General features: G+C 47.7%; 20 protein-coding genes and 1 riboswitch. Of the genes, 15 read left to right on the top strand and 5 right to left on the bottom strand.

Annotated features, from left to right (window positions below):
* Positions 1-777, top strand: a complete 777-nt coding sequence (locus SPSPH_RS19830; protein WP_075757630.1) for an aldolase/citrate lyase family protein — start codon at positions 1-3, stop codon at positions 775-777.
* Between the two features lie 30 nt (positions 778-807).
* Positions 808-1437 carry an RraA family protein gene (locus SPSPH_RS19825; protein WP_075757631.1) on the top strand — a complete coding sequence of 210 codons (630 nt, stop codon included), beginning with the start codon at positions 808-810 and terminating at the stop codon, positions 1435-1437.
* Positions 1438-1476: 39 nt separating this feature from the next.
* On the opposite strand, the gene SPSPH_RS19820 is transcribed toward SPSPH_RS19825, so the two are convergent.
* Positions 1477-2346, bottom strand: a complete 870-nt coding sequence (locus SPSPH_RS19820) for a LysR family transcriptional regulator (RefSeq protein ID WP_075757632.1) — start codon at positions 2344-2346, stop codon at positions 1477-1479.
* A gap of 220 nt (positions 2347-2566) precedes the next feature.
* Between SPSPH_RS19820 and citD the strand changes: the two genes are divergently transcribed.
* The 3 genes from citD to citF are packed head-to-tail and all read left to right on the top strand — an operon-like array spanning position 2567 to position 5308.
* Entirely contained in the window at positions 2567-2851 is a 285-nt protein-coding gene (citD, locus tag SPSPH_RS19815) for a citrate lyase acyl carrier protein (protein ID WP_075757633.1), read from the top strand.
* Position 2852: 1 nt separating this feature from the next.
* Positions 2853-3761, top strand: a complete 909-nt coding sequence (locus SPSPH_RS19810) for an HpcH/HpaI aldolase/citrate lyase family protein (protein WP_075757634.1) — start codon at positions 2853-2855, stop codon at positions 3759-3761.
* Positions 3761-5308 (top strand): citrate lyase subunit alpha, encoded by a 1548-nt coding sequence (citF, locus tag SPSPH_RS19805; RefSeq protein WP_075757635.1) that lies wholly within the window; start codon positions 3761-3763, stop codon positions 5306-5308. The genes SPSPH_RS19810 and citF overlap by 1 nt, the downstream gene beginning before the upstream one ends.
* A 112-nt stretch (positions 5309-5420) precedes the next feature.
* Here the strand turns inward: citF and SPSPH_RS19800 are convergent, their stop codons facing one another.
* Together SPSPH_RS19800 and SPSPH_RS19795 are read right to left on the bottom strand one after the other, a co-directional pair.
* On the bottom strand, positions 5421-7400 hold the full coding sequence (locus SPSPH_RS19800; RefSeq protein ID WP_075757636.1) for a methyl-accepting chemotaxis protein: 1980 nt from the start codon (positions 7398-7400) through the stop codon (positions 5421-5423).
* Between the two features lie 439 nt (positions 7401-7839).
* Positions 7840-8619, bottom strand: a complete 780-nt coding sequence (locus SPSPH_RS19795; protein WP_143559031.1) for a nucleotidyltransferase — start codon at positions 8617-8619, stop codon at positions 7840-7842.
* Between the two features lie 268 nt (positions 8620-8887).
* Positions 8888-8982, top strand: a riboswitch (guanidine-I (ykkC/yxkD leader).
* A gap of 78 nt (positions 8983-9060) precedes the next feature.
* Between SPSPH_RS19795 and SPSPH_RS19790 the strand changes: the two genes are divergently transcribed.
* The 6 genes from SPSPH_RS19790 (at position 9061) to SPSPH_RS19765 (ending at position 14128) form a co-directional block, all read left to right on the top strand.
* Positions 9061-9396, top strand: a complete 336-nt coding sequence (locus tag SPSPH_RS19790) for a DMT family transporter (RefSeq protein ID WP_075757638.1) — start codon at positions 9061-9063, stop codon at positions 9394-9396.
* 1 nt (position 9397) lies between these two features.
* Positions 9398-9712: a DMT family transporter gene (locus SPSPH_RS19785; RefSeq protein ID WP_075757639.1), complete on the top strand. Its 315-nt coding sequence runs from the start codon at positions 9398-9400 to the stop codon at positions 9710-9712.
* A gap of 382 nt (positions 9713-10094) precedes the next feature.
* Positions 10095-11309 carry an MFS transporter gene (locus SPSPH_RS19780; protein WP_075757640.1) on the top strand — a complete coding sequence of 405 codons (1215 nt, stop codon included), beginning with the start codon at positions 10095-10097 and terminating at the stop codon, positions 11307-11309.
* Between the two features lie 150 nt (positions 11310-11459).
* A complete protein-coding gene (locus SPSPH_RS19775; RefSeq protein ID WP_075757641.1) occupies positions 11460-11702 on the top strand; it encodes a hypothetical protein in 243 nt (80 codons plus the stop codon).
* Between the two features lie 64 nt (positions 11703-11766).
* Complete coding sequence (locus SPSPH_RS19770; protein WP_075757642.1) at positions 11767-12351, top strand: beta-class carbonic anhydrase; 585 nt, start codon at positions 11767-11769, stop codon at positions 12349-12351.
* Between the two features lie 298 nt (positions 12352-12649).
* Positions 12650-14128 carry an Lsa family ABC-F type ribosomal protection protein gene (locus SPSPH_RS19765; protein WP_075757643.1) on the top strand — a complete coding sequence of 493 codons (1479 nt, stop codon included), beginning with the start codon at positions 12650-12652 and terminating at the stop codon, positions 14126-14128.
* 101 nt (positions 14129-14229) lie between these two features.
* On the opposite strand, the gene SPSPH_RS19760 is transcribed toward SPSPH_RS19765, so the two are convergent.
* On the bottom strand, positions 14230-15162 hold the full coding sequence (locus tag SPSPH_RS19760) for a CsgG/HfaB family protein (protein WP_075757644.1): 933 nt from the start codon (positions 15160-15162) through the stop codon (positions 14230-14232).
* A gap of 184 nt (positions 15163-15346) precedes the next feature.
* Here SPSPH_RS19760 and SPSPH_RS19755 point away from each other — a divergent pair, with 184 nt between their 5' ends.
* From SPSPH_RS19755 to SPSPH_RS19745, 3 genes are all read left to right on the top strand, one after another.
* On the top strand, positions 15347-18676 hold the full coding sequence (locus tag SPSPH_RS19755; protein ID WP_075757645.1) for a BTAD domain-containing putative transcriptional regulator: 3330 nt from the start codon (positions 15347-15349) through the stop codon (positions 18674-18676).
* Between the two features lie 38 nt (positions 18677-18714).
* Positions 18715-19401 carry a 4'-phosphopantetheinyl transferase family protein gene (locus SPSPH_RS19750; RefSeq protein ID WP_075757646.1) on the top strand — a complete coding sequence of 229 codons (687 nt, stop codon included), beginning with the start codon at positions 18715-18717 and terminating at the stop codon, positions 19399-19401.
* Positions 19402-19482: 81 nt separating this feature from the next.
* The gene (locus tag SPSPH_RS19745; protein ID WP_233139187.1) at positions 19483-20496 is read left to right on the top strand and encodes an EFR1 family ferrodoxin; all 1014 of its coding nucleotides are present in this window, start codon (positions 19483-19485) and stop codon (positions 20494-20496) included.
* Positions 20497-20691: 195 nt separating this feature from the next.
* On the opposite strand, the gene SPSPH_RS19740 is transcribed toward SPSPH_RS19745, so the two are convergent.
* Complete coding sequence (locus SPSPH_RS19740; protein ID WP_075757648.1) at positions 20692-21276, bottom strand: helix-turn-helix domain-containing protein; 585 nt, start codon at positions 21274-21276, stop codon at positions 20692-20694.
* Between the two features lie 886 nt (positions 21277-22162).
* Here SPSPH_RS19740 and SPSPH_RS19735 point away from each other — a divergent pair.
* Complete coding sequence (locus SPSPH_RS19735) at positions 22163-23068, top strand: restriction endonuclease (protein WP_075757650.1); 906 nt, start codon at positions 22163-22165, stop codon at positions 23066-23068.
* The last annotated feature ends 58 nt before the right edge of the window (positions 23069-23126 follow it).

The raw sequence follows: 23126 nt of genomic DNA, 5'->3' as shown, positions 1-23126 counted from the left end.
ATGAATGCTCTGGAGAAAAAGCTGGTGGAATTGCTCAAAATCTTACGGCAGCAATATGGCGCTGTAGCTGTTAAGTGCAGCCTGGAAGCCGAAGGAATCCGGCTTGAGGAAATCGCCCGCACCAAGGAGCTTACACTCCGCGCCGGTGTTGGCCTTACCATCAAGCTTGGCGGCTGCGAGGCGCTGACAGATTTGCGTCTGGCTAAAATGTTCGGGGTGGACACGGTCATGGCGCCCATGATCGAATCCAAATTTGCGCTGGAGAAGTATCTTGCTATGGTTAGCACTGAATATGCCGCTGAAGAACTGGCGGCTATGAACGTATTTATCAATATCGAGACAACCGATGGCTATGAAAAAATTGACCAGATACTGAGGGCTGAAAATATTTGCCGGTTGAACGGTATTGTACTGGGGCGTTCCGATTTGGTGAAGGCACTGGGTGTTGCTGATGTTAATGCCCCGCAAGTGCTCGACATTGCGAAAAATTTATTTGCCACAGCCAAGCGTCATTCGCTCTTTTGCCTGGTGGGCGGAGGGGTTACCGCCGCATCGGTTCCTTTTTTGCAACAGTTGAACGGAGTGCTGGACGGCTTTGAAACCAGAAAAGTGGTGTTTGCCGGCACTGGTGAAGCCGGGGGACTGACGGAGGCGGGGATTTTGCGGGCACTCCAATTCGAATACCACTGGTATGAACTGAAGCAGCACTATTATGGCCGGCTCTGCAACGAAGACACGGGTAAAATGAAGACACTGGCTGCTGTTCTGAAGCTCTAGCCCGGGCGGCAGACAGCTTAGGAGGCGAACATGCGGCAAGTCATTGAGGAATTCGGGAGGTTACCGACTACCTGCATATCTGATGCTATGCAAGGACTGCATAATTTCGACCCTGTGGTCAAACCCCTGAAAGAGGAGTACAAAATCTGCGGCAGGGCGATTACCGTCAAAATGCCGGCCGGTGATAATATGATGGTGCTGGCGGCGATGAAGGAAGCCCGGCCAGGCGATATTCTGGTGATTGATTCGGGGAATTATGCTTATCGGGCGGTTGCCGGCGATTTTGTTATCGGTTTGGTGCAGGCGCTTGGGTTGGGCGGCGTAGTGGCCTATGGCACGATTCGTGATGTGCAAAGCATCAAAGCGCTGAATTTTCCCGTTTTCTGCACCGGAACAACTGTTGCCTGCAGCCAGAAAATCGGAGCCGGTGCAATTAATGTCCCCATAGCCTGTGGCCATGCTATAGTGCATCCCGGCGACATAATCAGCGGGGATGCAGATGGTGTTGTTGCTGTGCCGCAGGGGGAGGCGGCGGCTGTCCTGGCGGCAGCCCGGAAAAAACTGGCGAGCGACGAAGAACGTGCCAGGCGTGTTTTAGTGGATGCCCGGTCGGCAATGGAGTATATCAATCACCTTGTTGCCGCAGGCAGGGGTAAATAAGCGTAACACCCCTTGCATGGAACCATGCAAGGGGTGCTGCTAGAGCTCTAAATAATCAATGGTATCGGAAAAATCGACAAATGCCCTGACGGCATTGATGGATAACGATTCTTTTTGATAAATCATCCAGGTTCTGCGCATAACGGGCTGATTATTCTTATCCCTGATGACAATTTTATATACGTCGTCTGTCTTATGCAATATCATGCTCCCCATTATGGCATAGCCATGGCCATTTTCCACCATATCCTTGCAGGTATCCAGACGGTCTACTTCCATGCTGATAGAAGGAGGAACGGTAAAGTTTTCCCGCCACCAGCTATCAATTAATAGTTGTACCGATTCATCAGTACGATAGCTTATTCTGGGGAGCTTCGGCAGGGACTGGATTACAACCGGTTCTTTGGAGGCAATGCACATAGTCTCTTCAAACAATAGTTTTCTTTCGTCCGGCCAGGAATATTCTCCCCGCATAAAGCCGATATGGGCTTCCTGGGTGTTGACCAGATTCAGCACTTCTTTGCTCCAGACGGTATTTACCTTAAATTCCATTTGCGGATAGTTTGTCTTAAACAGTTTCAAAAGACGCGGCAGTTTATACTTTGTCATATAGTGGGTTGCCGCAATGCGCAAGGTTCCTCTGACGCCTTCATGCATATTGGTAATTCGGTCTTTAATTTCCTGTATCCGGGTCAGCATTTCTTTGGAACTCTTGGCAAGATACTCACCCTGGGGCGTGAAATGGATACCCTTGCCTGAACGATAGATTAGCTTTGCTCCTACTTCGTCCTCGATCTGGCGCAGGCGGGTGGTAAGCGCCGGCTGGGAAATGAAAAGCGTCTGTCCTGTTTTCGTAATATTTCTCTTTTCATACAGGATATGCAGGATAAGCCAGTCGCGTTCATCCATAGCGTTTCTCCTTGGGTGTTATTATGAATCCTGAATTGTAATTGTTATTCGAGTCGGCAACAATTATTTCCTCTATGAGAACAAAGTATACAAGATACCGATTATCTTTTATTATATTTGAATTTTTCATACCTGTTGTCTTCCGGCCTGGTTTTTATAGGAAATTATGGTGCGGATATAGATGACAGTGATGGCTTTACCTTAGGAAGGGGGATTGTTTATGGTCAGGCTGTTAAAACCGGCGCAGGCAGGTACGGTTGAATCGTCGGATATTCTTATCATACTGGCTCCAGCGGCAGCAGGCACCGGTATACAAGTAGAGTTAACTACGCCAACTATGCAGCAATATGGGGAACACATCAGGAATCTGATCATAAAAATACTAGAGGCGCAGGGGATACAGGACGCGGTTATCCATGCCAATGAAAAAGGCGCTTTAGACTATACGATCGAAGCAAGGGTTAAAACGGCTGTTAAGAGATCGCTGGGACAGGGGGGATTCTGACATGGTGAAGGAAAGACTTCGGCGGACCGTTATGTATGCAGCCGGAAATAATCCGGGACTGCTGCAGAATGCGGCAATATACGGAGCCGATAGCGTAATCTTCGATGTTGAGGACTCTGTGGCTGTTGCGGAAAAGGACAGTGCCCGGGAGCTTGTCTATCATGCGTTAACAAGACTGAAGTTTTCCTGTGAAATCGGGGTACGCATTAATCACATCAGCACTCCCTGGGGATATGATGATCTCGAATACCTGTTGCCGGCCAAGCCGGATTATATTCGCTTGCCTAAAGGGGAAAGCGGGGATGAGATTAAGAATATTGATGCCATTATTACCAAGGCAGAGGCCGAGCATGGCTTTGAAGCCGGAAGCATTAAGCTTATGGTTTCGATTGAAAGTCCCAAGGGGCTGCGCAATGCTTATGAAATCGCCTCCGCCAGCCCGCGAATGATCGCAATTGCCATTGGCGGCGAAGATTTTGCGGCTGCGATTAAGACAGAAAAAACCCGGGGAAACAGCTTTACCGGCGGCAGGGAACTCTTTGTCGCCAGAAGCATGATTGTCTTTGCCGCAAGGGAAGCCGGGATTCAGGCAATTGATTCGGTATTTTCCGATTTGCGGGATGAAGAAACCTTGATTAATGAAGTAATGCTGGTCAAAGAATTGGGCTTTGACGGTAAATCCTGCATCAACCCCCGCCAAATCGATATTATCCACAAGGTATTCACCCCTTCGCTGAAAGAAGTGGAGTATGCCCAGAGAGTGCTGACGGTTTTTGAGGACGCCTTAGCCAGGAATTCCGGTGTTATCACTTTAGATGGAAAAATGATTGATATGCCTATGGTGATAAGAGCAGAAAGAGTATTGGCAAATGCCTGTGCTGCCGGCATTTACCGTAAGGAGGGCACCTGATGATTAATGCAGCAGGCAGGGAAATTCCGGCTGACATTCAAGGCTACAAGCAAGTAAAAGGCTATGCGGGAGCTTTTGCAACCCGGCCGCCGGCAGGCGCGCGCAAGGCAGGAGCAAAGCTTAAGGCAGTATATCCGGGTGAAAATAAACTGCTGAACTCTATTGAGGAAGCCATTGAGGCCGCCGGCTTAAAAGATGGTATGACCATTTCGTTTCATCATCATTTCCGCAACGGCGACTATGTGATGAATGCGGTTATTGCCGCGATTGCCCGCAAGGGGATTAAGGGGCTGACCCTGGCGCCAAGCTCTTTTTTAGATACCAATGACGAATTGATCCCGTTTTTTCAGCAAGGAGTCCTTATTGCTACTGAAACCAGCGGACTGCGAAATAAGCTGGGACACTTTCTGACAACAAATCACATGGCAAGGCCGACCATCCTGCGTTCGCATGGCGGTCGGGTACGGGCGATGGAGAGCGGGGAACTGAAGATTGACGTTGCCTTTATTGGCGCGCCTGTCTGTGACACCTATGGCAACATCAACGGCGTTCACGGTTCTGCGGCCTGTGGCTCGATGGGGTATGCCATGGTGGACAGCCGTATGGCCGATACGGTGGTGGCCATAACCGATAATCTGGTAGAGCATCCGCTTTGTCCGGTAAGTATTCCGCAATATCAGGTTGATTATATTGTAAAAGTGGATTGCATCGGTGACCCGAAAGGAATTTCAACAGGCGCATTGCGGGTTACCTCCAATCCCCGCGACCTGCATCTTGCCAAACTGGCCGCGAAAGTAATCGAGCATGCAGGCTATTTCAAAGAAGGCTTTGGTATGCAGCTGGGGGCAGGCGCGGCCACGGTGGCTGCCGGCAAATACCTAAGAGAGGTTATGCTGAGAGAGCAAGTGGCGGCAAACTTTGCTATTGGCGGTATAGTTGGCTCGTTTTGCGATTTGCTGGACGAAGGCCTGATTAAAACTTTGTTTGATGTGCAGAGTTTTGATGCCCGCACCATCCAATCACTGCGTGACAACCCTAGGCATCAGGAATATGACTGCACCTTCTATGCCAATCCCTGGAATAAGGGACCGATGGTAAACAAGCTGGACTATGTAGTGCTTGGCGCCACCGAAGTGGACATTCATTTTAACGTCAATGTAATGACCGACTCCAACGGTATTATGATGGGGGCTCTCGGCGGCCATCTGGATGCCTCTGCCGGTGCAAAGTGCACCATTATCTGTGCACCGCTTTTAAGAGGACGCCTGCCGATGGTCACCGACGCTGTCCAAACTGTTTCCACACCCGGTGAGACTGTAGACATAATTGTCACCGACCGCGGTGTGGCAGTGAATCCCAAGCGTCAGGACCTGCAGGAAAATCTGAAGCATTCGGGGTTGCCGCTGATGGCAATTGAAGAGCTTCGCGATATGGCCTATGAGCTTGGCGGCAAACCGGCGCCGCTGAAAATGAGTGATGAAATTGTCGCCATAGTGGAATACCGTGACGGCACCGTATTGGACGTAATCAGGCGCCCGATTGTGTAGAAGGGACGCGGGGACAGGTCCCTTGTCCCGGTGTCCGAAGGAAAGTTTATTTTCCGGTAGAATAAAAAAACGACTTTTGCGGTTGATACCGCAAAAGTCGTCTTTATTTTGCCTAAATACGGAAGTGATTGACAGTTTCCTGCAGCTGTTGCGCCAGGGTGGCAAGATTCTGGCTGGCGGAAGCAATTTCCTCTATCGAGGCCGATTGTTCTTCGGTGGCCGCCGATACTGTCTCAGCTTCAACTGAGGCCTTGTTGCTCAGCTCATCTATGGTTTTTACCGATGATACAATCTGCTGATTACCGTTAGCCACAACCTGCATGGCAGAAGAGATTTGCGTCACTTGCCCGGATACCTGCAGCACTAATTCTGCGATTTCCCGGAAGGCCTGGCCAGCCTCATTGACTACTTTGGCTCCCAATCCCACTTCGCGCGTCCCATCGTCCATCGAGGCAACAGCCATAGCCGTATCTTGCTGAATTTCCCCGATAAGGTTGGCGATCTTTTTGGCCGCATCCTGCGATTGTTCAGCCAGTTTGCGGACTTCTTCGGCCACCACCGCAAAGCCGCGGCCTTGTTCACCGGCACGCGCCGCTTCGATGGCGGCATTCAGCGCCAGCAGATTGGTCTGCCCGGCTATTCCCGATATGGTATCTACAATTTGACCGATTTCTTTTGACCGCTCGCCTAAGTTAGTGACTACCTTGGCCGAATTATTTACGGTCTGCTCAATAAGTGCCATCTGCTCAACAGCCTTGCTGATGGAAATGCCACTAATCTGGGCTTTATCCGCAGCCTGCGATGACTTAGTCACAGTTTGCGCAGCATCGCTGATTGCCGTTTGGATGCTAACTGACATTTTTTCCACCGCAGCAGCCGTTTCTGTTACGGCATTTCGCTGTAGATGAGCCCCTTGGGCAATATCTGCAACCGAGCCGGCCACTTGGTTGGAGGCCTGAGCCGATTCCAGTGAGCTGGCAGTCAATTCTTCCGAAGAAGCTGCCACCTGTTCGGCACTGGTATGTACTTGCAAAATCAATTTATGAAGGTTGGCAAGCATCGTATTGAAGCTTGCCGCCAGGTCGGCAATTTCGTCCCGGCCTTCAACAACGGCCGGTTTCGTAAGATCACCTGCGGCAACCAGGTTGACTTGAGCGGCCAGATTTTCAATGGGTTTGGTTATGCGTTTAGCCACAATAAAGGTAATAATAGTTACAATGATTACACAAACCAGGGCAATTACCGCAAATATCATGGATAACTTAGCCAATGGCTTGAAAACCAGTTCCTGCGGCACACTGATTGCTAAAATCCAGCCTGTTGCCGGTATCCTCTCATGAACCAGGAAAAAGTCTTTCCCTTGATCACGGTAGGTGGTCAAGCCCTGCTCGCGTCCCAGAACTTCTTTGAATACAGCTGTCATATTCTTCAGCTTATCTGTCTCAAGAACGTTTTTTGACATTAGCTCCGGGTCAGGATGAGCCAGCAATACGCCTTTGGCGTCAAGTAAAAACGCAAAGCCTTCCCCGTATAATTTAATATCTTTTACATTATCAACCAGTGTATTCAACAATATATCTTCCGCAATAATACCGCGAACTTGTCCGGCAGAGTTTTTGATCGGCATAGCCACCGATACTGCCATTTGCTTAGTTACCGCATCCAGATACGGTTCGGAGAAAACAAGTTTCCCTTGTGCGGCAGCTGCTTTATACCAGGTACGGGTGCGCGGATCGTAATCAGCCGGAGGAATCCAGCCGCTGCCATCCACCATCTTGCCGTCAGTTGTGCCAAAATACATATCGGACAATTCTTTATCCACTGTTTTATACCCGGCTAACATGGGTGCTGTTATCTCGCCGTCACCAATTGCGCTGTGAATGGTACCGGCCGTAATTTCCAGCATTTTAGCTTTGCTTAGCAGCCAACCGTCAAAGCTGTTTACGTGTGAGTGGACGTTGGCTTTCAGTTCTTCCTGAATGCCTGCCGTGAGCTGTTCTTTTGTGAATTGATATCCGGAAAAGGTTGATACTGCTAAAATGCCTATGGTTAGTAACGAAAATAGCAGTGTTAGTTTAGTTTTTAATTTCATTATTTTCCCTCCCCATTTGTCCATAAGCAATTTGTAAAAAAATCAATTACCTATCACCCTCTTCCCCTGATAAACAAAGGCCTTCGCACAATAATTGTCGAAGGCCTCTTTGCCATAGAATGCTGCATAAATTATTCCTCTATGACAATATTCTACATTATTTTGGCATTTTTGTAAAGATAAAGACTCTTGAGTTATAGGACCTTAGTACTATAAAAACAGGACATTGCTACTAGGAATTTCTTGACAAGCTAATTTTGGCATGAGACAATAATACAATCTTATAAGCAAAATTTAGAGTATAGGAGTATAGAGTGACAATGAAGGAACAACCAGATATAGACCTGACGCCGGAAGAGTTAGAAGAACTGATACGTGATTTGCCGCGTATCCTGCGCGAACTGAATATAGAAGTTGCCGGGGAAGGGCTGGCGTGATGTCAGACCTCAATATAGTCAATCAGACGTTGAAATAGTTCATAGTCATAATTAAAGCTGTAGCGGGCTGAGAGCTTTCCCACCACTTCTCTGGCAGCAAATAACAATTCTTTATAAGCCGAACGCAAATTATTCTCGTTAAGGTCACTTGTGCATTTTTGATAACGCTGATAATTTGCTGCCGATATTTCAGCTTCCAGGCATTTGGTTGGATTTACCCAGTGGTCTGTTGTATTTTCTTCCAGACGAATTAATTGTAAATAATACTTCTGCACATACCAAAGGCATTCAAGGGAACGAGCGGTCTCTCCCCTTTTTAAAACATTGATTCCAAATAGGATTGCATTGAAATAGTTATTGATGACAGATTCTATACTTTCTGCAGAATTTCTCTCAATCATACTGTTTTTTAACACACTAAGATGTTGTTTTAATGTATTGTTTTTGTCATACAGACACATCGCGTTTACATCCGGAAAAAAGCCTACAGCAGCAAAGGTTTCGATAATAGGCATGTCTGTTACCGGCAGAAAGTGAAATTCACCTCTGACTAAGTTTTCGAAAATAAATACTTCTGTGCCGAATTCATTAACCAGATGGATATAGAAGGGACATATACCGGCAACCCATGCTTTTGAACTGAAGCTTTTATAACTTTCATCCTCGATAAAAATATAAAATTCAATATCGGAAAAGGCGTCGCCAGAGCCTTGCGTAAAGGAACCATACATCATAATGGCATTCACGCCAGGTGTTTGGCCGCCTAGTTCTTTTACTTTCATAATCAGTTGTTCTTGTAATAGCATATTTTTTTCTCTCCTTGTCATTAAGTCACTTATCAAAGAGATAATCTATCTACCACAGCTACACCGCAACACATGACCCTTCATCCTTTCCATTTGTTAGGTTACATTCTCTTTAATAAAATTACTATACCATAAAGCACAATAATAATGTAGGACTTTGCAGCAAAGGCCCAAGATGATGGCAGGCCAAATGAGAACATCTTGACAATTCCGGCCAACTGTGCATAATATATATTCAATATAATAACTTGTTTTCTAGGGTTCCGCAGTTCGCTGGTCTGGTCCGAGAGAAAACGCAGTCTAGAGACTGTACCACGGAGGGATAAAAGCCCGGGAGAATAGCCGCATTGGCAGCTATTTCCCGGGCTTTGCTTTTCCTGTTTGTTATTTGGTAATACTAAAGCTGGAGGTAAGGATATGAACAGAACCTGGATATCGGTTTTTATTGCTGCTTTTTTTGAAGTGGGCTGGGTAATCGGACTGAAGCATGCGGAGGGTACATTGGAATGGGGCGGAACGTTAATTGCCATAATCGTTAGCTTTTATCTGATGATTATGGCTGGCCGCGATATTGCCGTGGGAACGGTATATGCTGTTTTTGTCGGACTTGGCACAGCCGGAACCGTATTGGCAGAGATTCTATTATTTGATGCACCTGTCGTCCCTGCTAAGCTTGCCTTGATTATACTCCTGTTGGGCGGTGTTGTTAGTCTTAAAATGCTGAGCAATCAGCAAGAGCAGGAGGTGATATAATATGGATTGGCTGTTCTTAATACTGGCAGGCATCTTTGAGATGATGGGTGTTGCTATGATTAACAAACTGCACAAAGACCGCAACTGGCAGGCTGTTGCCCTGCTGTTCGCCGGCTTTGGCTTAAGCTTTTTCTTTCTGGCACTTGCGATGAAATCCCTGCCGATGGGAACAGCCTATGCGGTGTGGACAGGTATTGGCGCTTCAGGAGGAGCAATATTGGGAATGCTGGTATATGGTGAACCCAGAAATGTATCGAGGATTATTGCTATTGCCGTTGTGCTTGGCTCTGCTGTCGGCTTGAAGTTGATTGGTTAAAGAGTGCGGGGCGAAAAGCACCCGGTGTGTCATCAATGCCAGTCACAGGATATTGCTTTTGTGAAGGATTGGGAAAGTGAAGCATTCTTGCTTTTTCGCAGGAAGTAAAGTACAATAAGTTTAAATTTGTTTGGAGGTGTGTAAAGATGTGGAGCTTTGCCGGAATGCAAATGGCAACAGTCAATATGGCTTTCGTTACAGCGTCTGTCTATAGGGATAGGTTTGCCCATGTTAACCAACAGAATTATATAAATCCGGGGACGGCACATCTTTATTACTAACCTTTTTGATATTATAACAGGATTAGTATTGGTAAAAGGCGGTAGTGTCATCTAGCGTCTTTTTTGTGTCCTTTTCCCGATATATGCGGAAGGACGATTTTATGAATACGAAACAATTGCCTGACGGGAATTCTTCCTGGAAGAAGATAGCTTTATTTTTAATCAGCCAGAATATATCCCTTTTTGGCTCTTCTGTAGTTAGTTTCTCAATTATCTGGTATATCACTCTGCAAACCTCATCCGGTAAATGGGTCATGCTTTTTACCCTCTGCGCATTATTGCCGCAGGTTCTGATTTCGCTGTGGGCCGGCGTGTGGGCCGACCGTTATAATCGCAAATATCTCATTATGCTGGCAGACGGTTTCATTGCCCTGGCTACGCTGGGGATGGCAATCGCCTTTTTTTCCGGGTATCAAAGTATGGAATTGCTGCTGGCAGTTTCTCTTATCCGCTCAATCGGCGCCGGGATTCAAATGCCTGCCGCCAGTGCCCTGTATCCGCAGATTGTACCCAGGGATAAACTGACTAAAGTGCAGGGCATCAATCAGACCCTCAATTCTGTGTTGCTGCTGCTTTCGCCTGCGGTGGGCGGAATCGTGCTCGGGTCTGTAGGGATTTTCTGGGCTTTCCTGATAGATGTGATCACCGCCTCCTTAGCCATTGCGGTGCTTAGCTTTATTCGTATCGAAAAGGTTGCTGCAATTGCGGAACCTGCGACTGTTTTCGCTGAATTGCGCCAAGGGATAGATTATGTTATGAGTCACAGGCTATTGCGGCGGGTAATCATCTGTTTTGGTGTCTCCTTTTTTCTCTTCACACCGGCGGCAGTGTTGACGCCTTTATTGGTGGAGCGCAGTTTTGGCGGTGATGTTTGGCGATTGACCGCCAATGAAATGGTTTGGACGATTGGCTCTTTGCTTGGCGGGGTTTTTGTCTCCCTGCGAGGTGAATTTAAGGATAAAATCCGGACTGTTGCCATTTGTCTGGCAGGCTTCGGTGTTACGTTTGCGTTAGTGGGGATTACCAGTAACTTTACTGTATATCTGCTCATTATGGGGATAGCAGGTTTCTTTTTGCCGATAATGTCGACCGCGCAAACGGTGTTAATTCAGGAGAATGTGGAAGCTGCCATGATGGGGCGGGTATTTTCTCTGATCCAAATCGTCACAGGCAGTGCCATGCCTATGGCCATACTGTTTTTCGGACCACTTGCAGATATTGTGTCCATTGGTTCGATTCTGTGGGTAACAGGTGTGCTGCTGATCGCAGTAGGGGTGTTGTATCAGGTTACCAGTAAGCGTGCCGGTCTGAATTAGTGCCCGAATGACCTTAACCTTGCCATGGGCTTGGTTGGGGTCATTTCTTTGTATGTTTGAATACCGGAGACTTTTATAGAAAAATTTTTGCAGTAAGTAGCAATTTACTTCTCTTACATATTATGGTACGATATTCTACGGATTATATATATGGAAATTCTTCATTTTATTAATTCAAGACATGTCACCTTTTTTTCAACGTCTACCAAGAGCGAAGTAAAACTTCGATATAAAGTATTTTCAAAAGCAAATGATAAGGTAACTACGTTCCAAGTATTAGGCAAAGGCAACAACAAAGTGACGTCCATTGGTGTGCCAGGGATTGGTACGGCGATGAAGCGCGGCATTGATGAAGCAATGGATGAGGCCTTTGTTAAAATTGAAAAATTGTAAAAAATACCCTCAACCCCCCTATATTGAGGGCTGAGGTGAGATCGCGCTAAGCGGGGGAACTATGATGAATAATATACTTGCACAAATCCTTCAGGCCAATAAAAATTTTGTTGCTGCAAATCAAGCGGAAAAGTATGTAGACTTGCCTCCTGCCCCCGATAAATTGCCTTCACGCCAACTGGCGATTTTCACCTGTATGGATACCAGGCTGGTAGAGTTTTTGGAGCCGGCAATGGGGATATCGCGCGGCCAGGCAAAAGTCATAAAAAATGCGGGGAATTCTATAACCGGTCCCTTTGAAGCCACTATCAGAAGTTTAGTAATAAGCATCTTTGAACTCGGGGTAAAAGAGATTGTCGTGATTGGTCACTTGGATTGTGGCCTGGCAGCTACTGATTCGCAGAAACTTATTAAGAAGATGTTAGACAGAGGCATATCGGCAGATGCCATCAAGATGATTCAAAAGGAAATGGAGAACTGGGTGGATCATTTTCATCATCCTCTGGAAAACGTCGAAGAAGCAGTATTTAAGATTCGCAGCAATCCTCTTATTCCGCAAGACGTACCTGTCCACGGACTGATGTTCAACCCCACTACGGGAGAGCTTAGTGTTGTGGTAGACGGTTACTGCCAGACAAAGCCTGAGTGATAGCAGCATCTTTGGCAGGTTTTGATTATTGAACTTTGTCAGGCAGAATGATATTATAGGTATAACTAAAATGATTGGAGTTGAAGAGATGTAATCTTTCTTGCTGTTACATTGCATAATAAAATTACGGGAGCGGAAAATGCTGCCTGTTTTGTTATGCTTATGCAAGAAAGTTACTTATTCTTTTCACTCAGACAATATCCTCGTCATGCCCGTGACCGGGCTTGGCTTTGCTGTATGTGTGAGCTGCAAGAATTGACTTTCTTGCAGCTCTATTATTTTATGCGGGAGGATAATTATGTCTTTAATAAACGTTACCAATCTGACCTTTGGCTATGATGGCAGTTATGATAACATCTTTGAAAATGTCAGTTTTCAACTTGATACAGACTGGAAACTGGGTTTCACCGGGAGAAATGGCAGAGGAAAAACTACTTTTCTAAACTTGCTTACCGGCAAATATGAATACCGTGGCACTATTTCAGCCCAAGTCAATTTTGAGTATTTTCCTTTTGCTGTAACTAACCCGGAAGAGTACACCATTGATGTAATTGAGACCGTTTATCCGGACTATCTTCAGTGGCAGGTTATGCGTGAACTGTCTTTGCTGCAAGTTGCAGAGGAGGTTTTATACCGTCCGTTTGCCACACTTTCCCATGGGGAGCAAACCAAGGTATTGCTTGCCACCTTGTTCCTTAAGGAAAATAGCTTCCTGCTGATTGATGAACCGACAAACCACCTGGATATGCAGGCCAGAAAACTTGTCAGTGATTATCTTAGAACTAAGCATGGTTTCATTTTAGTGTCTCATGACCGGGCCTTTCTTGATAATTGTATTGATCATATCCTTTCGATTAACAAAACCAATATTGAAATCCAAAAAGGGAATTTTTCGTCTTGGTGGGAGAATAAAAGGCTGCAGGACAATTTTGAGCTTGCGGAAAACGAAAAACTGCGAAAAGATATTACCCGCCTGTCAGCTGCCGCAAAACGCACCGCCGGCTGGTCGGATAATGTGGAGACAACAAAGTTCGGTACCAGAAATTCGGGGATAAAACCCGATAAAGGTTATATTGGACACAAGTCTGCCAAAATGATGAAACGCTCTAAAGCCATCGAAGCCAGACAACAAGCCGCTATTGAGGACAAGTCCAGGCTGCTCAAAAATATAGAAAGCTCTGAGAGACTTAAAATTTCCCAACTGAACTTTCATGCAGACCGTTTTGTAGAATTTAGCAATGTAGCCATCTTCTATGGCGAAAAAACAGCGTGTGAAAATGTAAGTTTTACCATTGAGCGGGGTGACCGTTTAGCGCTTTGTGGTAAAAACGGTTCAGGCAAATCAAGTCTTATCAAGCTGATTTGCGGAGCTGACCTCACTTATACAGGCACTTTCAGCAAAGCAAGCCAGCTTAAAATATCCTATGTTTCGCAGGATACCGCTCACCTTAGCGGCAGCTTAAGCGATTATGCCGCAGCTAACAATATTGATGAAAGCCTGTTTAAGGCTATTTTGAGAAAACTTGATTTTTCCAGAGTTCAATTTGAAAAAGATATGTCAGATTTTAGTGGCGGGCAAAAGAAAAAGGTGCTGATTGCCAGGAGCCTGTGTGAGCAAGCTCATTTGCACATCTGGGATGAACCCCTTAATTTTATCGATGTCATTTCGCGCATGCAGATAGAAGCATTGCTGTTTGAATATGCACCAACAATTCTGTTTGTGGAGCATGACACTGCATTTTGCAACAACATTGCAACAAAGACGGTTGAACTGTAAGCTGCCGCGTTATATATACCAAAGATTAAGAACTCGAGTCCGCCCTAAAAGCTGCATGCTTTCAGGGCGGACTCTTAATATGTTTGTGGCGGTTGGCCCGGTTAGGGCTGAATTTTCATGTTTACGGCAATGGCTCCCGGGTTGCCGCTGATTACCTGGCAGACTGCCAGCTTTTCTTTAATGGAAACAACTCGAATGCGGGCTACTTCATTTACCATTTCCTCGAGAACTTCGCCGGTGTCAGGATCCCGAATGATATCAGCATGGCCGACCGCGAAGGTCTGACCGACCACCACGCCTTCACGGCTGCCGCGATTGATATAAATATTGTCGCCATTCACTCTGAAAACCGTGCCTGTCCAGGGGACATTGGGCAATTGTGCAATCATCCATTGGGAGCCCTGGGCTACCGCGTCTTGAATGGCTTTGCCGACATTGCTCTTTTGGAAGTTGGCATAGGTGCCGGACCAGCCTGGACCATGATAGCCGACCCCGAGGCCGCTGCTGGAGGATTTCCCGATAACATTGGTGGAAGCCAGCACCTGGCCGGTGGTGGAGTCAACCATATACATCGTGATATTTACCTCCGCCTTGCCGCCGCTGCCTCCCAGCGATATACCGCGAACCGAAATACCGCCGCCGGATTTACCGGTGTCCTGTATATGCGTGATAGCACCCTTGATCAGTATCTGGGCAGGCGTCATCTGGCCGGTTACGGGAGTTTTGCCGCCTTGCGCAGTCCGTCCGGAACTGGCGAAATCCTGTTCGATCAGCGCTTCCTGGCGCATATCTTTCTCGCCAAGGACAATAAACCGACCGCTTTGATTGAGAACGTCGGTAAGCACCAGGCCCCAGGCATCGCCGACATCCCATTGACCAGACCAGCCGGCCCGGTTTTCAAACTGGGAAACCGTGACTGTGTAGCGCAGACCGCCGGCTGCCGCCGCCGCTGCCGTTTGCGGTACTGTGCTGAAAATAAACGCGATTAAAACAGATACCGTGAGCGTTAATGCTCTGAATATATTGTTTTGCACGATAGAATGACCTCCTTTCATTTAGTATACCAGCGGCACTCTTACCAAAAAATTAACAAAACCGGAATTTATAGATGAGTAAAGCGCTATTATAACGAATTTTTTTAAGGAAAATAAAGGAATTACAGCCTGTGCTGAAAAATTAAAATATACAATAAATACGCAACAGCGGGGGGAGAGAGCCATGGACGAATTGCTGCTTGCCAAAATCATGCCGCCGCAGCGCGGCGGCATGCTGGACAGACCGAGAATCGCCGATAGAATTGCCGGAACAGACGGGTGCCAGGTTGCGTTTTTAACAGCGCCTGCCGGTTACGGCAAGACGGTGGCCATGCTGCAGGCAGCGAAAGCAATGGACCGGAAGCTGGCCTGGTGTCAATTGGACGTATATGACAATGATCCGGTGGTATTTCTGCGTTATCTGGCAGCAAGCCTGGAGCAGGCGCTGGCCGGTTTCGGCGCCCAGGTGCTGCCCTTGCTTGGCGGCGGAGCAGCGGGCCGGCAGCGGCTGTTTGTTACCGCCTTTGTCCGGGAACTGTCACGGTATGAAATGGTTCCGCTCCTGGTGGCTTTGGATGATTACCATGTGATTACCAACTCTTTTGTACATCAGTTTGTAGAAGATTTGCTGCTGCATCTGCCGGAGCATATCCAGGTTATGATTGCCGGCCGCACCCTGCCGCCGTTTAATGCCTACCGCTTGCGGGACACAGCCGGACTGCTCACCGTAGGGGCTGAACAGCTGCGATTCACAGACGAAGAAGTACAGGCGTTTTTGCCGGTCAGGGGTCCCGGCTGCCTGTCGCCGGAGCGGGAAGCTCTGGTTCGCAGGCTCAACGGCTGGCCGGTGGCTGTAACGTTTGCGGCCAATATGTATAAAGAAGGCTCCGAACTCAGCCTGCTGGCAGGAGAAGAGGCCGATTTGCACGGTTACCTGGCAGAGGAAGTGTTGGCCCGGCAGCCGGCAGAACTGGTCGATTTTATGCAAACCATTTCGGTATTGGATGTCATCACCGCCGAAGCCTGTGACCGGCTGCTGGAGCGGGACGATTCGCACCGGCTGCTAAAGGTGTTGCATAAAAGGGAACTGCTGCTCAGCCGGCTGGAATGCCCGGAGGAAGCATACCGTTACCATCAGCTTTTGCGGGAATTTTTGCTGGAGCGGTTAGGGGAGGAGCGTCCGCTCTGGCAGTGTAAGGCCGGTAAGCTTGCCCTGCAAAGCGGGGAGCTAAACGCTGCAGTGGAATATTTCCGGGCTGCCGGGGATATGGAAATATTATGTGATACGGTTAGGGAGGCCGGCCTCCGGGCGCTTGGTCAGGGGCTTTGGCATACAGTGTCCCGGTGGCTTGACAGCCTGGACAGGCAAAGGCTGAAGCGCGATCCCTGGCTGCGTTATCTCCGGGCGACAGTTGAAGTGTACAAAGGGTGTCTGGAGGAAGCGGAAGAGTGGCTGGATGGCCTGGAGACAAGTTTTGCTGCGCAGGGGAATCAGGGCGGTTTGACTGAGAGCCGTTTGCTGCAGGCCCGGATATGGCGCTGCCGCGGACTTTTCAGCCAAAGCCTGGAACTGCTCGAACAGGTCGTTGACCAGATACCGCCTGAACAAAGAGCGCAGCGGTTTGATTTGCCGATGGAAAAATCACTGATTCTGCTGGTGCTTGGCCGGCTGCAGGAGGCGGAAGCTGTTCTGCTGGAAGCGTTCGCCTCTGCCCGGAGCAGCGGCAACAATTATTTAATGGCCCATCTGCTGGAGGGGCTGGGCAATATCTACTATATGCAGGGCGAATATCCGAAAGCACTGCACCAGTATCAGCAAGGAGCCAGCCTGCTGCCGGAGCGGGTTTTGCCCGGTTATTACGCACAGGACAGCATTGCGAGCATCTACCAGGACTGGGGAGAACTGGAGAAGGCACTGGAGTATGCCAGGCGTAATATTGCCATTAAGGAAAATCTCGGGCTTGCCGAAGCTTTGCCCTCGGCATACCTGCAACTGGCCGGTTTGCATACCGACCGGCAGGAATGGCAATTGGCTGAACAATGTCATGAAAAAGCAAACCGGCTTTTGCAGGAGCATAACGGCGAGCATTTTTTCCGGGCCTTGAATTTGGTTTTTTGGGGGCTGTCCCTGGATTTGCAGGGGCGATTGTCAGAGGCGCGTCTCAAAACGGAAGCGGCGTTAGCCATCGCGGAGCCGCAGGCAGGGCTTGCCCTGGCAGTGTGCCGTGCGGTCGGCGCGACGGTCTTTGTGCAGACCGGGAGTATGGCGAAAGGCAAGGAGATGCTCGCCGCCGCAATTGAGGCTTTAACAGAGATAGGTTTTAACAAAGGGCTTGCTCATGCCTGCGCTTTTCAGTCCTGGCTGTGCGCAGTCGAGGGAGAAGCCGCGGGAGCTGAGGCTTATGCTCAAAGAGCGCTGGCACTGGCTGCGCGGATTCAATGCCAGCAGCTTTTCCTGACCCATTATGAGATGTTGCAGCCGGTATTGGAAATCGGATTGACCAGCGGAACGGAAGTCACGTTTGTTCAGCGCATTCTGGTGCGCAAGGGGGAACAGGCTTTGTCGCTGCTTACACGCCTGGCCGGGCACAACGATCCGGAAGTCCGTTTGCGGGTCATCGCGCCGCTGGCCGAAATCCGCGGTGATCAGGCCATTGCTCTCATCACAGGCTTAACCGGTGACGCCGCTGCGGCGGTTTCACAGCCGGCGCGTTTGGCGGCCCGGCGCCTGGGTATTCCGGCGGTGCCGGGGGCAAGTTATGCGGAACTGCCTGCCGTTTTGCTGCAGGTCAACATGCTGGGTGGTTTTAAGGTTCTGCTGCAGGGCGTGGAACTGGGCAAAACCGGCTGGCGCACCGCCAAAACGCAGGACCTTTTGGCTTATCTGATTCACAAGGGGGAACCGGTCGACCGGGAGCGGATACAGGAGGACTTATGGCCGGATATGGATGCGGAAAACGCTGCCAATATTTTTCATGTTACGCTGCATCGTCTGCGGAAGCTGCTAAGCAAGGCAGGTTGTCCGGATATTCTTTGTTATAGCGGCAAGCGCTACAGCCTGCGACCGGACAGTGTGTGCCGTGATACGCAGCGGTTTGAGGAACTTGCAGCCACCGGGCTGCGCAAGGAGACTTCCCCGAAAGAACGCGAGGCCTGTCTGGAACAGGCGGTGGCGCTTTACCGGGGGGATTATCTGACAGCCCTGGATTATTGCTGGCTGCTCCACAGCCGGGAGAAGCTAAAGCGGCTATATGCCGAAATCCGGATGAGCCTGGCGCGTCACTACCTGGAGCTGAGCTCGTATGGGCAAGCAATAACCCATTTGCAGATTGTGGCGGAAGAAGATCCTTTTGCGGAAGAAACGCATGCCTTGCTGATGAAGGCGTATGCCGGTCAGGGCAGCCGTACGGCGGCAATCAGGCAATATCAGAAGGCGGAGGCTATTTTGCAGAAAGAGCTCGGTCTCAGGCCATCGACGCAGCTTCATGATTTGTACCGGAATCTGATGCAGTAGCGAACCTTTGATTAGAAGGTGGTTAAGGAGTATCGCAGATGAAAGTATTGGCGCTAAAGCTGGATCTGAAGGCAGATGACTATCGTCCCTTTCTGCCTTTACTATGCCGGGAAAGGGCAAACAGGATTGGAGATTTGCGTCAGCCGGCAGATAGGCTGCGAAGTGTGTGCGGCGAACTGCTGGTTAGAAAAACAATCGCCGATTTGCTTCATATTGAAAACCAAGAGATTCATTTTTCAACCAATCAGTACGGTAAACCCTATTTGTCTTTTGCACCGGATTTTCATTTTAATATCTCGCATTCCGGTTGCTGGGTAGTCGGCGCCTTTGCTAACGTTCCGGTAGGGATAGATGTGGAGCAGGTGCAAAGGACGCTGGACCTTGCTGTGGCGGCGATGGTGCTTTCGCCGGAAGAGTTTGTTTATTATCAGCAGTTGGAGCACGAGGCTGCGGTTGACTATTTTTTTCGTATCTGGACATTAAAAGAGAGTTTTGTTAAGGCAGTGGGCAAAGGTCTGAGCATCGAGCCATCTTCCCTTACGCTAAGAACAACAGGTGATGGTCTGCTTGAATGTCTGACAGACGGCCGCCGGAGCGGCGGCAGGTTTCGGGAATATAAACCGGAACCAAATTACCGGATAGCCGTATGCGCGCTGGGGGAAACTGTTTTACCCCCGGCGCCGGAATATGTTACGATAACTTATTTTGAACAGCTGCTGGTATAGGCTAAAAGTTACATGAACTGATCCTAGTATATAGAAAGTTAGTGAGGTGATAAGTTGTATGCCAGGATAACGGCATTTTTTATGTCTGGAACAGGAAACTCCTATAAGGTTGCCAAATGGTTTTCCGAATCAATGGAGGGGATACACACCGGGCTTCATCAGATAAGAGAACAACAGGCAACGGTTACTGTCGGAGATAATGATTTATTGGTATTCAGCTATCCTACACATGGTTTTACCGCTCCCTGGTTAATGATAAAATATATATTCCGGCTGCCAGCGGGTAATGGTGTCCATGCTGTACTGCTGCCAACGCGGGCGGGTACAAGGATACTAGGATTGTCATTACCTGGAATGGAGGGAACGGCAGGATATCTTATCGCTGTGCTATTGTGGCTTCGGGGATACAAAGTAAGAGGAGTTGCCGCTATCGACATGCCCTCTAACTGGACAGCCCTGCATTGGGGATTAAGTGATAAAAATGTTAAGGTTATCGTCGATAGAGGAGAGCAAAAAGTAAAAAGGCTTGCTCAGACAATTGCATTAGGGCGCTCTTTTTATAATGGCTTTATTCCTTTGGTACTCGGCGTTTTACTGGCCGGTGTTTCTTTCGGCTATTTAATAATTGGTCAGATGCTGTTAGCTAAATTGTTCTTTGCCTCTGACAAGTGCAATGGCTGCAGTTTGTGTAAACAGATTTGTCCCAAGCAATCGATACAGATGCTTGGGAATAAGCCCTATTGGACTTACTCCTGTGACAGCTGCATGGCCTGTATGAATTTCTGCCCCCAACAGGCGATTCAGGTTAGTCCTTTTACCTTGTTTCTCTATAATTATATTGGAACAATTCCTGTTTATTTCTGGATTTCCGGTAACCTTGGCTGGAGTTTCATCGGCCAGCTGCCAGGGAGCATTTGGTTCTTGATACAATATGTATATATCCTGAGCAGTGTGGCACTGATGTACCGGCTATTGCATCATGTTTTACGGATAAAACCACTGGCGGCGTTATTGTCGGCACTGTCTCATACCAAATATTTTAGGCGCTATAAGTCGCCCGGAGTCTCTCTCGGCAATATTCATAGAACAGATTAATCTCTGATAATAGCCGGCAGCTGTCGTTCCGATACAGCAACAGCAGGGCTGGGCCTGAGCGATAGAGACAGTCTGGAGGGGTTGCCTGCTGGGTGAGCAAGTGGGACAGGCTAAAAAGACAGGAGACAGATTTGCGGGCACAAATGGCATAGCAAGTCTGTCTCCTTTAATTTTTACACACTTAATTTTACACACTTAAATCAATTGATAAAACAGCCCATGATTTGAACAATGAAAGTAGAGCTTGCCATGTCCTGACTTATGGAACCGGAATTGCATATTCCACTCAGGGTACTGTTTTACAATAACAGCTCTATCGCCTGTGACATAAGCGACAAAAGATATATAATGCTCTTTTTTCATTTCGTGGGCAGCCGAAACATACAGTTCATCTTCCACCGGTTCTATTGTTAATACATGACTCTCATTTGCCTTTGCTGCAGACAAGGCTTCTAATTTCTTGCCACAGCAGGAGATATTGGCATCCCCTGTTGCTGTCAGGAGATTATTGCATTGCGGGCAGACAAAAAATTTGAGGTTTTTCATATTTCCTCCCATAGCTTCATTTAAATCAAGCTTGCCTGCCAGAATATCCTCAATATTGACTCCCAGTATTTGCGACAGCTCCGGGAGCAGCGAAACGTCCGGACAGCCAAGACCACGCTCCCATTTGCTGATTGTTTTATCACTGATGTTCATTAAGTCAGCCAATTGTTTTTGGGTCATATTTTTTTCTTTTCGCAGGTCATAGAGTAACTTGCCGATTTTATCGCAATCCATTAGCAGCACCTCCGAATTTAAGTTTAGAGGATATCGCGGATACTATCAATAAACGAACCGTAGAGTACAGGGCCGGAGCAAAAAAAAATCCGGCATATGCCAGATAGTATAAGCAGATTTCGTTATTATAGACGATACGGAGTTTGCAATGCCCTATTGCCTAGCGGCGTGGGGAATAAATATGCCTTCTGGCAGATGGCGAAAATAAGGTTAGCAGCAGCAGGGTAATAGCATCCTGGAAATACTGGGGCCGGAGCAGGAGTGAGAGACAGGAAAATATCTTGCTCTTTGGCAGCTGGACGAACAGCCGGAAACAGCTGGTTGCCAGTGTAAGCGATTTATTGGGGCCAAGTGCTGTGAGTATATAGGCAAGAGTATGCAGTTGCTTATTGGACAGCAAAGTTAACAGTAATTTCAACATGACAGCAGGTATTCCTTTCAACTTGTGATAGTATGAAACACTGTTAAAGTACATTCGCTGTTTTGATAATAATATCCTACTGATTGGCCGTTAGCAGGTTCTGGAAGCTTCCTGGTTAAAACAGTGAAAAGGAGTAGAGCGAAGCGCTTGCTCCTTTTTACTTAATTTCCCGTATATAATGTAAAAACTTGTATTCTTTTTAAGGAATTAATGGCCGGAATTTACTGCTGTAGGTCAAATAAAATTTCAAAGAAGTAAGTTGAATGTCCCCTTGCTTTTTCAAAGGCAAATTTGGCGAAGGCAAACGTAAGTTGGCAGGTTTTTTGTCTTCTTACGGGAATATAAAATGATAAACAATACAACTATTTTGTAGCTTCTTTAATTATGTTCATTGCGGTGTGAGACCTTTTGCTTAAAGTCTCTTTTAAAACTTGACTTTTGTAGGAATCCTGGAGGTTTTTTGCTATGACTATGCCAACCTATAAAGACATTATGCTGCCTTTTTTGCAGCGGTTAGCTGATGGTAACGTGCATTCGCTAAAAGAGCTTCATCAGGTATTAGCAGACCAAATGCAACTGGATGAAGAGGAACGTACCCGCCAATTGCCGTCTGGTTTACAGTCTATCTTTTATAATCGCCTTGGTTGGGCCCGAACATATTTAAAAAAAGCACTGCTTATTGAAGCGATAGCATCCGGACAATTCCGTATTACCGAACGGGGGCGGACCCTGCTACTACAAAAACCTCCCCGCATTGATATGTGCATATTGAGCCAATTTCCTGAGTTTAGGGAATTTAAACAGCAAGTCCGGCCCAAGGATGACCAGTCTATACCGGATGATAATAATGACAAAACGCCACGGGAAATGCTTCATAACTATTATCAGGAATTGAGAAATGCGTTAGCTGATGAACTATTACAGCAAATCGCCGACCAGTCACCAAAATTCTTTGAACACTTAGTCCTGGATTTGCTACTGAAGATGGGGTACGGCGGTTCACGGGAAGATGCCGCGCAGGTAGTTGGCAAGTCCGGTGATGAAGGGATCGATGGGATAATAAAAGAAGACCGCTTAGGCCTGGATGTCATTTATGTGCAGGCTAAACGGTGGAAGAATTCTGTTAGGAGTCCTGATATTCAAGGATTTATTGGGGCCTTGCAACTGAAGGGTGCTCATAAAGGAATCTTTATTACTACTTCCGCTTTTACCGCAACAGCCCGCGATGTAGCCACCAGAATAGGTAACCGGATCGTATTAATTGACGGAACTCAATTAGCACAGTTGATGATTGATTATGGTGTTGGCGTGACTACCGAGACTATATATGAGATTAAACGGATTGATTCTGATTATTTTGTAGAAGGGTAGAGGGTATGGGTCACATAAGACCTGCAAGTGATTAAAGGTTAGCGGTATTTATCAAGGC

The organism is Sporomusa sphaeroides DSM 2875, assembly GCF_001941975.2.
GTDB classification, from domain to species: Bacteria; Bacillota; Negativicutes; order Sporomusales; family Sporomusaceae; genus Sporomusa; species Sporomusa sphaeroides.
This window is presented reverse-complemented; position numbering and strand designations above follow the sequence as displayed.